This is a genomic window from Prevotellamassilia timonensis (assembly GCF_900106785.1).
Lineage (GTDB): Bacteria > Bacteroidota > Bacteroidia > Bacteroidales > Bacteroidaceae > Alloprevotella > Alloprevotella timonensis.
The window spans coordinates 862,261-877,244 of record NZ_LT629845.1; the positions used below are offsets into that span (position 1 = coordinate 862,261).

Genomic DNA, 14,984 nt, shown 5'->3' on the forward strand with positions numbered 1-14,984 from the left:
GCGGTTATCGTCTCAGAGTCCATTCGCCCTCTTTAAAAAAAGCGCGAAGTCCTTCGCGTATCGAGTGCCCTTATGCTTCAGTTCAAACTCCTTGTCAAGGTCAACACTTCTTGTTGTGCCATCCGGCATTGTCCAACGCCTTCTTCGTATGTGAAGTACCGCCTTCTTGTCTCGGGCTGGATAGTCAAGTAAACATGATTCTTCCCCAAAACCATTGCTCACGGAATCCTTCATGTCTGGTGTGCGATTGTCGCGCTCATCCAGATAGATGTGAAGCTCTGTTGTGTAAAGAACATCCTTGTCCAGAGTACGCTGTGTTGCAAAGTCTGTCACCTCGAAATATTTAAGAACTCCTTCGGGGAGGAAATATGAGGCGAGGCCCTCATACATATTTTTATTGCCATTCTGATTCATAGTGCAAAGGTACTACTTTTGGGCAATCATGTATCGTTTGGCAACTCAGTTTTTGGGTTAGCATCTGCACAGCCCTCCACAGGGTTTGTCGGGTGCGCCNNNNAGGCGCACCCGACAAACCCTGTGGAGTAGGCCGTGCAGATGCTAACCCAAAACTGTTGCTAAACGATACATGAAGAATGGTATGTCTATGACTCCTTTTACTTGTGCACGAAAGCATTTGATCTTTGAGTTCAACGATTCAGCTGAAGCGTTAGTCTTACGTCCGTCAAAGTAGTTCAGGATTTCATCCTCATAGAATCTGATGGTATCGCGTACGGACTTGATTTCACGCAGAGTGCAGGAAGCCACTTTCTCATACCACCCCTTGAAATTCTGTTTGGCAGTCTCCTTTGTGAGTTTCTTGTTTCTGAATATGGCTCTAAGGGAGTTGATCAGATTGTATGCTTCTTCAAGTTTTGGGTAGAGTGCGAAAAGTATCTTCGCACGCTTTTTCTGCGTTGCGCTCCACTTCTCTCGGCTCATGGACAATTGCTTGCGACATCGTGTCTGTGCCTCTACAAGAGTCTCGCCATTTTCAAGCCTTTTGGGTTCAAAGCGAGTGTTCAGCCTCATAGGCTTTCTTCCGCGCTTGCTCTTCTTCCAGTTCTTCCCATGCCTTTTCCTCATTCGCTCGCGGTAAGCCTTTCTCTGCGCTGCCAGATTTTCGAGGTATTTGCGAAACTCTGCCTTCTGTCTGTTCGCCTCCTTTACGGCTTTTCGTTTCAGGCGCAGGCGTATCTCTTCGCAGCCCTCTCCACCGCGTTTTACGACATGGAAGCAGTCACGTATGACTGTGGCTTTAGGGAATGCCTCTCGGGCTATGACACGCATGCAATCTGAGAGATCCATCGTGATATTCTCAACCATTTCACGCTTATCTGCAGGTAGTTGCATGAGAACCTTCAGTACGTCAGCAGGATTCGTTCCCTTGACTACTGCTATGATTGCACCCTTGCGACCATGGGCATCCTTGTTGTGAACGATAGTGTACAGTTCGCCCTGGAGGGAGGTCTCGTCTATGCCTTGCTCCTTACCTACGTTTTGCGGAATAAGAATCCACTTGGATGCGTGATCCTTCTGCTCCCACGTCTCGAAGTTACTCAGGGCGTCCTTGTATCTTTTGGCAAACGTGGAGCTGTTAATCATGTACGTATAACCAATCTGACGAGCGGTTATCGTCTCAGAGTCCATTCGCCCTCTTTAAAAAAAGCGCGAAGTCCTTCGCGTATCGAGTGCCCTTATGCTTCAGTTCAAACTCCTTGTCAAGGTCAACACTTCTTGTTGTGCCATCCGGCATTGTCCAACGCCTTCTTCGTATGTGAAGTACCGCCTTCTTGTCTCGGGCTGGATAGTCAAGTAAACATGATTCTTCCCCAAAACCATTGCTCACGGAATCCTTCATGTCTGGTGTGCGATTGTCGCGCTCATCCAGATAGATGTGAAGCTCTGTTGTGTAAAGAACATCCTTGTCCAGAGTACGCTGTGTTGCAAAGTCTGTCACCTCGAAATATTTAAGAACTCCTTCGGGGAGGAAATATGAGGCGAGGCCCTCATACATATTTTTATTGCCATTCTGATTCATAGTGCAAAGGTACTACTTTTGGGCAATCATGTATCGTTTGGCAACTCAGTTTTTGGGTTAGCATCTGCACAGCCCTCCACAGGGTTTGTCGGGTGCGCCATAAATTACACTCTGAACATGTAGTTCTTTTCCATTCACAAGTGGAATCGGAGAATATTTCTCAGATCGTATATATTCTTTCTCATCAAAATCAGATGAAAATGAAAGATACGTAGCATTTTCCTTAATGTACATAAGACCACGATATCTTGCAATTATATGTTTAGCCTTAATTCCATCTTCTGGCATTGAGAAACCGCCACCCATGAATTCAGATACTTTTTCAGAGTACTCGCGGATAACATCATCTTGTTCTTTTTGAGTGAATGTGTCCTTATAGTTGTTGCTTTCAGACGATTTTGCGGCTGTATCAGAATCAATTGAGCCATTATTTACCTCTTCATAATTGTTCATTGAACCTTCCCGTCCATTCAAGTCAATATAGGAACTTGTACCTTCACCTGCCCTTGTTCGTGTAACATTTTCAGAAGACTTTCTCTCGCCCGATTCTATAGTCGTCGGGTAATCATGAGTAGCCCCCTTATCTGAACAAATTTTCTTCGGCTCATTATCATCTACATCGTTATCAGCAAATTCGTTATCCTCAGGATTATCTTCTTGTGAGGTTTCACCCTCATATTCGCCAGTATAGCCTGTAAATATATGACGATTGTCTATATCAACGAAATCCGTATCATCTGCTTCGTTGCCATTAAGTTCTCTTTTAATTCCAGGAATCAAAAGATCAAGTTCTTCCTTAAAGGCATCATCAAGCATCAGGGGGTTGTTTTCTTTAACTTTTTCAATCGCTGCTTCACGGCTATCCATAACGGTTTTAACGAGGTCCTCGTCGGCTTCAATTCCTAGATACTCAATAAAACTCTCCACAAATGGCACGAATACAATTTTGTCGTCCAACGACTTGACAAAGTAGAAATCTGCCGAATCTTTTTCGCGATAAAATTTCTTTAGTTTTTGGCAAATATTCTCATCTTTCTCATATCTGATAGAAATTGCATCGCAACACCACAACTCAAGCGCATCAATAAGTTCGCTATACTTTTGATAACGAGAGTTCCAGTTCTCTGCATCTTCATATCCCGCAAGAACCAAAGCATAGATCCTCAATGTCTTTTTATATACCTCATTCTTTGAGACCTGTCCGATTTTGTCTACAATTAAATCTTTTGGTTCAATAGTAGGTATCTGAAGTATATCACACGCATTTTTGAAAGATATTGGACCAGCAGGAAGGTATTCCTTATTGATGATTTTGGGAAGATTACCAAAGTATTGCTCCAACTTCTTTTCGTTATATGACAATGCATATAATTCGGCAATTGGCTTATCGTCATTTTTTGTATTCTTCCACTTAGCCGATTCATCTGCTCTGTATTCGGTAACGTCTACATCATACTTCTCATCGTAAGTTTCTATCATCCATTGCAATAACTGAATTCTTCTTTCCTTACCAACGAAGCTGAAAAGAGCATACAATGAATCACAGAAAGAAAGACGTGTATTGGATGGCTTACTAAGCAAAAGCCCAAACAAAGTACGTTTTTCCTCCTTATCATATTCAATGTTCGGAAGGTCCGCTAATGGTAATTTATTCTCCCAATCAACTACATGTTTATTGACATACGATGATATCGTTAGAGAATATATTTCACTAGGCTTCTTCATGTAATCCTTAGTTGGAATACAAGCTACAGAGTCAAATTTACCTTCATCTATCAGTTTTTTGACACCACGAATGTCAGCATCTAGTTTCATTAGATACTGACTCCAAAAATAGATTGAGAAATCTCTGTCTGACAGATTCACAATATCATCTTCTTCAAAATTGCAATGAATTTTGAAGACTCTATTTAACATCTTTCGTATGTCATTCTTACATTCTTGTAAATATGAATTAGAGATATAATCATAGTCAAGACCATATTTCTCGAAATCACAGAATGGTTCGTACAGACTACCTTCTGTCATTTTTGAAACGTCAGTAAACTCATCATCCGAATCTAAGAAGAGTACTTTAGAAATTTGGTCAAACTCTTTGAGACTATCTTTATCTGCAATATACATCGCTGCGAGTTCATCTACAAAGCGGAAGTGTATAGAACGAAGCAAGTCTTCACTATCTTCATCATCTTGAATTTCAAGATAACGATCTATCTTAATTTCTTGCCACTCCGTGAGCTTTGTGATTTTATTACCATCTATTTCGTCTAATATATCGACAATGAGTCTCCTTTCGTCTGCTGTAGCAAACGAAACTTGAGTTGGAATATCTATATATTTGAAAGGTTCGTCCTTTTCGCTGTCAATATAAATAACTTCTGACAAACTATAGAACTCACCATCATAAGCCTTGACACGAAGATCCTGGAGATTTGAAATCAAACCTCCCTCTCCCTCATAGTGGTCTTCAAGTTTCGAACGATATTTTGCAATTGTTGCAGGCAGTTTGGCATTATCTGTCTCTGGTAATCTATTATCAATTGTGTCGATAAGAATGTCTACCATTTCAAACCGTACACCCATTTTTACCCAGAAATCCTTCCAAGCTTCAACATTATCGTCCTCTTCAATATATGCGCTGCTAATGAATAATGCATCTGGATGATAACTTGTAACAATTGTCTCTAATCCACCTTCTTCGATATATTCGTCTGAAAGGTAGATAATCTCGTCTGAATCAACATATTCATCTGTTTTAAGGTAGACAGGAAGAGCAGGAAGGCTTGCAAGCGTTTGATCTGCAAGTCTACACCCCTTTACCCATCTCCAGAATTTTACATTATTATCCTTGTCTTCGATTGTTGAATAGAAAGTACTGGTATTATCAGTTAGCCAAGTAATGAAGTCAGTCACAGTAAATGGTTCATTTCCCAGTCGCGTTTTCCAATACTCTTCATTCTCCTCTATGTGATAATCAGGATCAATGATGTCAAGGTCAGAAAATTCAACCAATCCCATAGATGCCAACTCTCGTGCGCTTTTGCTTAATATATGATGTCCCTCAGAACTGTCACTAGCATCATCATTACCATAAAGATAAACCTTTACCCCTTTCATTACTTCCTTTTGCTTGTCGGTAAGGTCTGCAAGACGGTCAATAACGAAAGCATGGAAAGCTATGCTGGCATCCTTAGAACTGATAGTGTTATTGATATTGTCAAGTTCCTCTGTTATGACATCGTTGAAGAAGTTTGCAAAATCATATTTCTTGGCTTTTATAGCCAGTATAGACTTTGAGTCTCCATATTTGCTTGTACACATGTCTACAGTGTCGGCAGGGAACCATTCCGAATCAAGAATTTCTTTCAATTCTATATCATAAGCATAAACATAAGTAGCGTTTGAGTCTATATCATAACCACCATCGTCAGAATTACCAACAAATACGAAGGACTCAAATTTATCAGCGTTCTTCTCTATTTCAAATACTAATTTGTAGTTCGCATCAAGGTAGGCGATAAAGTCTAAATTCTTTGCTCCATCACCGTCGTTGTTTCCGCTGGTGTTTGATACGATAGTGCTGATATTAGGGCGTACTATATCCTTATAGAATTTGTCGGCATCAAGTTCCTCTACATAGAAAGCCTCTTTAAGGAAATCCTTTACTTTCTCTTCATCGTTTTCCACGTTGAGGTAGTCAGAATCAAGACTGTACATCCAGTCGCTATTGAGCCACTCTCTCTGTGAACATTCATCAAAACACTCTGAAGGGAAGTAGATATGGTCTTCGTAAAGGACAAATGTTTCGCCACCATCGCAATCATAAGCGTTGAGCGCATAGTCACGTAATGAGCCACTACTAAATGAAGTACCATGCTCATAACAGAATTTTACGAAAGCAACACTTTTTTCCTTATTCTCTTGTTGAGATTCGTTGATCCCATCATGATAGTCCTCCGACAGTATAATGTCATTCACAATAATGTCATCAGAATAATCTAGAACTCCAGCATTCTCTTTGAAATAATCAAGTGTAGCCTTATCGTAGTTAGGAGATACAAAAGAGAATGTTACTGAAGACAACCATGATTCACTACAGGTCTTCTTTCCTTCAGAAGATGAAAAGAAGACAAAGTTATCATTGAAATCGTCAACAATAACTGGTTCAACTTCATCATTGAAGAAAGGAAGACTACAGAGATCTTCAGGTACAATGTTTTTCTTTGCCAGATAGCTATAAAAATGGAACGAAGTATTCCATTCCTTCAAAGCCTGAACGGTCTCATCCCAGTTGTCGCTTAACAAAGTCTCGTTTATAAAACGTTTAGAATCATACTCATAGAAACTCTTTTTATTAAAAACTTCGTTCCATTTTTCATTATCTCTGAAAAATTCGCGCGTTTTGAATGACAGATAGCACAAATGGGAACTGAAAGCAGACAGGTCTTCCAATTCCTCATCAATATCATAATACAAATCATTTGCAGAGAAAAGTTCTCCACTTTTCTCTTCTATGAATATTGCTTCATCAAAGTAATCTTCCAAATAATCGTTTTCCAAGAGAAAGTTCAAGAACTTATTATTGTTCTCCTGGTCTTTCAACCACTCATGGAAATCATCATTTGCAATAAGCTCACTCAAATTTTCTTCGTCAAATCTTTGCTCATCGCATGCATAACGTTTCAAGAATGAATTAAAGTGCTTGTCTTGTCTTAATATAGGCAATGGAAGATAATACTCTTCTTTTCCTATGAACCTACAGAATTCATCATCAGTCATGATGCCAGAGGTACTTAGTCCCGTGGTATCTAAAATAACACGATTGACAAGTGCAATTCCTTGGGGTACAGGGACTATCTGATCCGACTCAAGGCAATTGTCAAAAGCTTCGGCAAATCTTTCAATAAAATTCAAATAGTCCTTATGTTTGTCCTTGCATTTCTTAAAATCAGGAATCAAAGAGAACACTGAACCTAAATGGTACTTTCTGGATTTGAGAAGATCTTTAATCCAACATGAAGAGTTTAGAACCAGCAATAGCTGCAAGTTCTTCATTAAAGTTTGTCTCATCTTCATCAACCAGTTTAACCTCTGTTTCTATGTCATTTCGGTCTCCTTTAGGTATCATGTCCGTATTCATGAGGAACGGAAGCCCCCAAGAAGCTTTTGTTGGCAAGTAGCAATATAAAGTAGCATCTTCAACAGGCTTGATTATAGCACCCTCGTGCTTACAAGCAAATGAAACCTTAGTGTAGTCAAAGTCTGTATACTTCTCTGGAATACGACTATTACCTTTTTCTATTGTCTTATTTATCAAGAGCTGTAAGTCTTCCTCTATCTCATTCTCATAGTCACCTACAATCCATTCTTCATTATTACGGAAACATGCACGTTCCTCCTGACCATTTATAAAAACACGAACAGAATTTATGTTGGGAATGAACAGAATTATATTCGAATCCGAGAAGACTTCACGGAAAAGATTCTCATAACAATTCTTTCCTAAATGGAGTATTCTCTTGTCATCAGGTCGTAAAGCAATTTGAACCTGAAATTTCTTATCAGCACTATCAAATACAGAATTTACTTCTGTTTCCACTTCCTCATGTTCCGTCCAAATTGGCAGGATTTGGAAAGGAGCATCCTGTCTTTTAATTTTTCCTCCTCTTTTCTTTTCCGGTGTCTCACCTTGATCAAAACGGAAAGAATAATCACCTGTACGCAAATACACATAGTGATTGTTAAGGAACACTGTCTTAAAGCCTATGCCTTTATAGCCAATGGTTTTCCTATTCGCAACTTTTTCTTTCTCGTTAATACCGCAAATACCAGAAATATTTCGCACATTGAATTTATCACCCGAATGAAGGAAAAGCAAATAATTGTCTGTAATATGAAACTCCACATCCACCATCTGTCCTTCTACAGGATAATCATTGGCATTTTGCAGAAGCTCATAAACAAAAGTAGACTCCTTGGCGCTTAGCTGTTTGCTAAGTGTGTCAAGGAAGTTAGCTGCTGAACCAAAGTTTTTTGATTTATCGCTATGACGATCTTCGAACAGTTTATTGATAAACCATTTGGGTGTTATTCTCTGTGGAGCGTATTGATTGTCAAGGTATATCTCATAAGGATTGCTAGCATCCCTATGAGATAGTTTCCAAGTGAATCTGTAATAATTATTCAACTCAAGGTCTCTCTGTGGGTATTTAAGCCACAAGGATATTGCTTTTTTGTTTGTAAGGTAAGGAGGAATGCGATCAAAATTTGTCTTTCTCAAATCGTCAATGATATAACCAACTGATTTTGTGTCAGAATGGTAGTAACCAATAAATTCGCAATTATCTACACCCCACAACTCGAATACATCCTCATTCGTTAATTCACCTTCTCGAACATTGGAATGTACAAATTGATCACTCTTACTTCTCAAGGTTCGTGGAGATAATGAAAAATTTATCCGCGATGGCGAGATACGTACATCTTCCTTAACATAACATTGGAATGTACATTCTCCTTCAGGTATGTCGTTGGCATAATTGGGGACATTGATGAATGCACCAATTACATTAGTAGCGACTCCATTGATTTTGATAGAATTAATGTGTCCCTTAAATTTGTCTGTGAAACTACTTCTAATTTCATGAGAAAACACACCTTCAAATATAGTAGTTGCAAAAAACTCCCTAATTTCATCATCAGTCGCTTTTATCATTTGATATTTATTCTTAAAGTACGTCATGCTTTGTATTTACTTTTTTGATTTATGTTGATTGGCACATGTATTTCAATCTCTGAAAGATTTACACTTTCATTTATTAGTATGTTCTATTTACGTTTAATATTTTTCAAAATAATCACTTGCGGTTGAAATGTTATTTCCTTAAGATAATCCATCGGCCTGATTTCTGTGAACCTTCGCGGGCAATGAGGTTTTCTTCTTGCAATTTCTTGAGGTGTTTTAGTATGGCGCTTCTGTTGATATTTAGCTTGTTTGCCATGTCTCTTGAGGTAATGTTAGCGTTGTCGGCTATCAGTCGGATGATGGCGTCTCTTGTTTCTGAACCACTCTTTTGGACCACCTCTTTATTTTCTGGACCACCTTTCTGGACCACCTTGTTTTCATTGATGACAATGTCTTCTGCCATTGATTTTTTGAATACCTCAATCTCATTGCGTAGATTCTTGCTATGCTCTTGCAGCATAAACTGCTGAAAAGGAACTGTCGTTTCTTCTTCGCGTGATTGATTGAGTGCCTCGATATATGCAGCTTTGTCTTCCTTCAGAATCTTTGTAGGGATGAGCCCAAACTCAAATTGCAGATAGTTCATTACGAGTCGCGACATTCTTCCGTTGCCATCCACCCAAGGATGTATGGTAACGAGAAAGTTATGGGCATCAAAGCTCAGAAGATAAGCTTCTATATCATCGGCTTTTTTGATGAGAGCGTCGCGTCGTTGGTTGATGTAGTCACATAGCTCTTTCAGTTTCATTGGCACCTTGCGATAGTTCATGTATGAACGTCCACCAGGTCCTGCGGTTACTCCACACAATCGCAAGTCACCTTTGGAAGAGTCGAACTCACCTCCCAAAGTGCTATAGTGGCTACCTGTGTTTCTCATCACTATAGCCGAGAGCTGTTGTAGCATTTCTATAGTAAAAGGCTTATGCTCCTTTGCCCAACTGATAGACTGTTCGTAAGCTCGTTTCAAGTCGAGGTTCATAAGTTGCTCCACCATGGGTTTACCTTTAGCGGAAATGCCTTCATCAAAGAGTAGCATGTTCTCTACCTCTGTCACCGTAGAGCCCTCAATGGCTGTAGAGTGAGTAATGATAGAATACAGATAGAACTTCTGATAGTCTATCTGATTGGCTATTTCCAATTGGTGGTATTCTTTCAGAACTGACAAGAGTTCGTTGATATATTGCTTCATAGTGATACGAGTTTTGTTCTACACTGGCAAACGCTGATACTACTTATTAAATATCTTCTCGAAGTGAGCCCAGGCGCGGCGATAGTCTTCTATGCGGTTGCACTTGGTGTAGGGAGCATAATAGGTTACTTGCTGTCCGCCATAGAGTTCGCTCTTGGCAGGGTCGATGGTATGGGTGTGAGTAGGCGAGGTTCCTGCATAGGTATTTTCGTCTATCTGCTCTCCACGGATGTCTTCCCATCCCAACATACCTGTCTTAGTGTTGCGCTTGCGGTCAAGACCAACGCCTGTCAATCCCTTCGAGCAGGTAAAGACGATGTTGCCCTTTTGGTCGTACCACGTATCTGCCTCGTTCTGCTGAAGAACGGGGAACTGAATGGTGTAGATCATCTCCAAGTCTTCTAAGGTCAAGCCCAATGCCATAGCTGCTATTACATCAATTTCTACCAAAGCTTGTCTACGCTCAAAGTAGTTGCGCAAGGGAATGTCTGCCGTCCACTTTTCTGTCAATATTCTAAATGACTTTAAGCGATTGTCCTCAATACTCCACTTTTCGTTAATATAATCATCGCGCCAACAACTCTCCCATAGGTCTGCATACTCTATTGTCAAACAGTTTAGTACGAGTGCCCTAGAATACATAGCCGCCTGATATTTTACAGGTGTTCCAAGCGGAAGTGAAGATAAACGTTTAGGCAATAAATTGGAAGAACCAATAGTTTTTATGTAAAAATCTAAAACAACACTTGAACAAAGCGCAGCCATATCCACGCAGTCATATCCACTGCGGAACGCAGTGGATATGACTGCGTGGATATGTGCTGTTTTGCGAAGCAAAACAGCACATATCAACGAACGTTCACCTTCAATACTCAACATATTACGGAATCCCACCTTATAATAATCCATCCAATTATCATAAACAGGTTTACCGTCTTTATATTGTCCATTTTGGAAACCTTTAAAGAGTTCTCTGTACTCTTTTAGAGGCATTACTGGCACATAATTAGTACGTGGTACATAATCAGCATTGATTTCTGTTAAATCAATATTGTCATAATCAGAATTAAGCACACAACTTTGACGTGGTGTCTTATAATATGGATTTGCAACATGGAAATGAGGACCGCTATATATCATCTCATAGTTTTCAGTATTTGGCACACAAGTTAAACGCTTCATAATGCCATCATCAACACCATGAGTCTCGTTAATAGACATTGTGATGATAGGTTGCTTATCGCGAACATGCGTAGAGAAGTTAGCAATTTTTTCAATCACATTAATTATTTCTTGTGAATGAATACTTACCAACTTTGCACAATCGTGTGTTGTTCCATCTTCAAAAGTATCAGACAATAGTGCTATTTCTTTATCAGTAAAGTGTACAATGCGATCACGGTGTGGCTTAGTATTCCAATTCCCATTTTCATCTTTAATGCCTCCACACAATCCATGTCCATCATGCACAAAACAAGCGTCCACTGTACTTGGATGGAACAAATTGCTGAGCGAAGCGAAGCGCGGTGATGAACTTCGGCGTGGGCCGAGAAGTTGATCACCATACACCGTATGGTGATGAACTTCGGCAAAAAGCCGAAGTTCATTTTGATACTGGAAATGATAGCGCAAACGCTTATAGAGTTCGCGTCTAAGTAATTGGGCCTTAGGGTCGTCATAAATACCATCAGGACAGAGTATACCTATGTAACCATTGTTTGCAGAAGCCAAATCCATACAATTAGTAAGCACACACTTATATAGATTAGCCTTTTGACCAATCAACAATGGATAATTACAAACAGAATTAAGGAAAACTCCAGAGCAAGCAGCTTCTATTTGTTCGTCCACATATAATTTGTTTAATACAGAATTGCTCAAAAAAGCTTCTTTGGTATGTCTTACATCAGGAGCCGATACCTTGCGAATTGCTACCTCAGGATATTTCTCTGAAATAATCCCTTGCTCATCAAACTCATTTCTTATCCATGGCGGATTACCACATATAATATCAAATCCATCCCTCAGCCAGAACACCTCAATAAATTCCAGCATTGGGTGGAAGAAATGGTAACGCTTGGCAAGGCGGTCGGCAATCTTCAGGCGCAAAGGATCCTCCTCTGCAAACAACGACACATGAGCATGAGAGTCCGTAAGAATCTCTTCTTGGGTCTTTGTCACAATCTGCGATTCATCTTCTGTCATTTTGCCATATTCCGGCATATCCTCAGATACCACATTCGAGCCAGCACGTTCCAAAGCCTGACGGGTCTTGGTGTCAAGCTGAGAGTTATCCACATCAAGCAAAGCCTCTATGTCGCCCCAATACTCCTGGCGAGTAGGTAAATTTATAGCATCGTCATACTCCCAAAACCACAGGGCACACCAATAGTCCATTGCCAATTTGAGTTTGCGATAGGCATTGTCGTGGCGATAACGCGTGTCGAAGAGTTGCTGCTTCTTGGCATAAGACTCCGCCTGCTCCTCAGCCTTAAAGAGCGTATTGCTTGCTGAATGGTCAATGCCATCCCAAATATCGTTGCGGTTGTTGGTGAGCTTGTCAATCGAAAGCTGATTGGTGAAATACTCTTTCAAGAGCACATCAATCTTGCCCGATATGCGCTGCAAGGTCTTGAAGTCAGCATCCGTGATAGGTGCAGTCCAATCCTTGAGCATAGCAGCCATGCGCTTATCCTCATTGGCATGCGCCTTCTTCTGCTCCTTGATGCTACGCACACCGAGCATGTTGGCATCAGGCAAAAGGAAATGATACACCTCGTTGACAGAGCGATTAACTCTGTTGCTGAAGAACTTAACTTTGTGCGGAGCCTTCTCCCACCATTTGTTTACCTTTGCCGTAGAGCCACGACGGTCGAAGATGCCATAAACGTCCTGCTTGCTGTACACCTTAAGCCAAGCACCAATAACGGCATTACCCAAAGCCAAACGGTTGGCAAAGAATGGAGTCTCCATGTCCTTATGGATAACGTTTAGCCATAGGGAGAGCTTACCCAACTCAATGGCAGTTGGGTTCAAGTCGACACCATAAACATTATGTGTGGCTATATAAGCCTTCACCTTCTGCAACTCGTCGCGATAACGGTCGGGCTGTATGCGCCAGTTGCGCAGGCCCTTTTCTCTCTGCTGACGTTGCTGTTCGGCAAGGTAAGCCTCAGCCAACTGATTGATAACCTCATTCTGGAAGGCGGCAGCACCCATGGCTGGCTCAAGAATCTTTAGCTCAAGGAGTTCGGTTGCCTGACGCTTGTTGGCACGCACATCGTCAAGGATAGATTTGAGCGTGTACTTCACAGTGCTGCGAGTTAACACCTCAGGCGTATAGTAGCTGGCTGACTTTTGACGATCGCGTCCGTTCAATCTGTATACGAAGGTACCCTCTGGCAAGATGACGGGACTGCCTGTCTGCTGGTCGCAAAGCACCTCTGATATGTCAAAATCGCCCATACGGCTGTATGGCACAAGGAAGGTGCCATCCTGAGGAGCGTTTGCCTTATGCACCTCGATGTAATCCTCCTCGGCATAGAAACCACGGAAGGCAAGCAACGACTCATAGACGCTACCCAACTGGTTCACACCTAAGTTGGCATAGCTGATACGGCCACAATAGTTTTTCTTCTTTGAGAGCGATAGCGCTTTGATAATATCCTGCCACTTGATGTTGCGGATGCGCACATCGGCAAGATGGTGCAAATTCTTGTCATTAAAAAGAGGAGAGTCAATAGGACGTACACGAAAACTCTTGCTGTTTCCATCGGCCGCCTTGGCGTTATGACCATCAGACAGAAGTGAGAAAAGATGATGTATGCTATCGTCAAAGAAATAGCCATTGCGACTGGCATCTGAGTTTAAACGTACCATCTCTAAGTCGCGCAAAGACTCTAAAGAATAGCCCAACTTATATACCTCGTCATTGACAGGCAGAATTTCGAGTTCATCGCGACTCTCGGCATAGAAGAGGAAGAGCAGACGATAGATAATGGTAAGGCAGTCGTCCTTCACCTCCGACTCAAAAGTGTCGTCGGTATAGTCGGTCACGGGAATGTTGTTGTTCTGCTTCCACCAATAGAGAGCTTCGTTGGCAAGGGTCTCTACGGCAAGAATCACACCTTCCTTAAGATCCTTCGTCACCTCATAAGCATTCTTATAACTCTCCTCAATGATGGTGTCCATCAGCACCATCTCGCCTTCTGCTGCCAAAGTATGCTTAGACACAAGCATGTGGAAGAGTGCATAGTAGGTGCGATGCTTGGCATCGATGCTTGCCTGCGCAAAGAGGTCGTCGAGCGAGAACTGCAGATAGCTACCCTTAGCCCACTTGTCCTTGTCGAAAAGGAACACGGTGTTGCCTGCCAACATCAGGATGAAATGCGGGCGACGCTCCTCGGGCAAGAGAAAGATATGCGTGATGGCTTTGTTGATGATGGCAGGAGAAATCTTATACTTCTCGGTATCCAGATTGAAGACATAACGCCATTGGCGGGCAGCATACTTTTGCTGTCCGCTAATTACCTCACTTTCATACTGCTGCTCGAACAAGCCTGCAGGTTCTTTCTCCTCGATGGGGATGAGGTTTTGCATCTCCATTATGAACATTTTAACTTGCTGACCTTGACGAATGACATGGCGCACAGGTATCATCTCGACAGGCGTAGCCTCATCGTTGACGATGCAAGGTTCTTGGTAGGCATGGTCGGTTTCATAACCAAGAACAGACAACAGACGTGTGTGGAAGTCGTGCGTCGTCTTGATGGCATCTTCCACACGGGGACGATCGTTGATGATGAAGTTCTTGTAGTCGTTATATTCCTGCTTCAGACGCACATAAAGACTGCAGATTTCCTTAATTTCGTCGTTTGAAATGCCGGCACACTTCTGCACCTTATCGAAAAAGTCGTCGCTGAAATATCCAGAAGGGAAATAGTCTCCCACGTTCTGTATAAAACGGTATTTTATATTGTCAGCCATAATGAGCTTGCGATTTTCATTTTGAT

Annotated in this window: 7 protein-coding genes; all 7 read right to left on the bottom strand. The window is 41.4% G+C overall.

The window, feature by feature from the left end; genetic code table 11:
• Window positions 1–12 precede the first annotated feature (12 nt).
• On the bottom strand, window positions 13–390 hold the full coding sequence (locus BQ5453_RS12005; protein ID WP_143033257.1) for an ISAon1 family transposase N-terminal region protein: 378 nt from the start codon (window positions 388–390) through the stop codon (window positions 13–15).
• Between the two features lie 168 nt (window positions 391–558).
• On the bottom strand, window positions 559–1,602 hold the full coding sequence (locus tag BQ5453_RS12010; RefSeq protein WP_074027632.1) for a transposase: 1,044 nt from the start codon (window positions 1,600–1,602) through the stop codon (window positions 559–561).
• A gap of 34 nt (window positions 1,603–1,636) precedes the next feature.
• The gene (locus BQ5453_RS12015; RefSeq protein WP_143033257.1) at window positions 1,637–2,014 is read right to left on the bottom strand and encodes an ISAon1 family transposase N-terminal region protein; all 378 of its coding nucleotides are present in this window, start codon (window positions 2,012–2,014) and stop codon (window positions 1,637–1,639) included.
• Between the two features lie 81 nt (window positions 2,015–2,095).
• Window positions 2,096–7,114 (bottom strand): hypothetical protein, encoded by a 5,019-nt coding sequence (locus BQ5453_RS12020; protein WP_071123375.1) that lies wholly within the window; start codon window positions 7,112–7,114, stop codon window positions 2,096–2,098.
• The gene (locus tag BQ5453_RS12025; RefSeq protein ID WP_071123376.1) at window positions 7,044–8,780 is read right to left on the bottom strand and encodes a sacsin N-terminal ATP-binding-like domain-containing protein; all 1,737 of its coding nucleotides are present in this window, start codon (window positions 8,778–8,780) and stop codon (window positions 7,044–7,046) included. Before BQ5453_RS12025 ends, BQ5453_RS12020 begins: the two co-directional genes overlap by 71 nt.
• A 133-nt stretch (window positions 8,781–8,913) precedes the next feature.
• The gene (locus BQ5453_RS12030) at window positions 8,914–9,948 is read right to left on the bottom strand and encodes a Fic family protein (protein ID WP_235860086.1); all 1,035 of its coding nucleotides are present in this window, start codon (window positions 9,946–9,948) and stop codon (window positions 8,914–8,916) included.
• A 63-nt stretch (window positions 9,949–10,011) separates the two neighbouring features.
• Window positions 10,012–14,958 (bottom strand): Eco57I restriction-modification methylase domain-containing protein, encoded by a 4,947-nt coding sequence (locus BQ5453_RS12035; protein ID WP_071123378.1) that lies wholly within the window; start codon window positions 14,956–14,958, stop codon window positions 10,012–10,014.
• Between the last annotated feature and the right edge of the window lie 26 nt (window positions 14,959–14,984).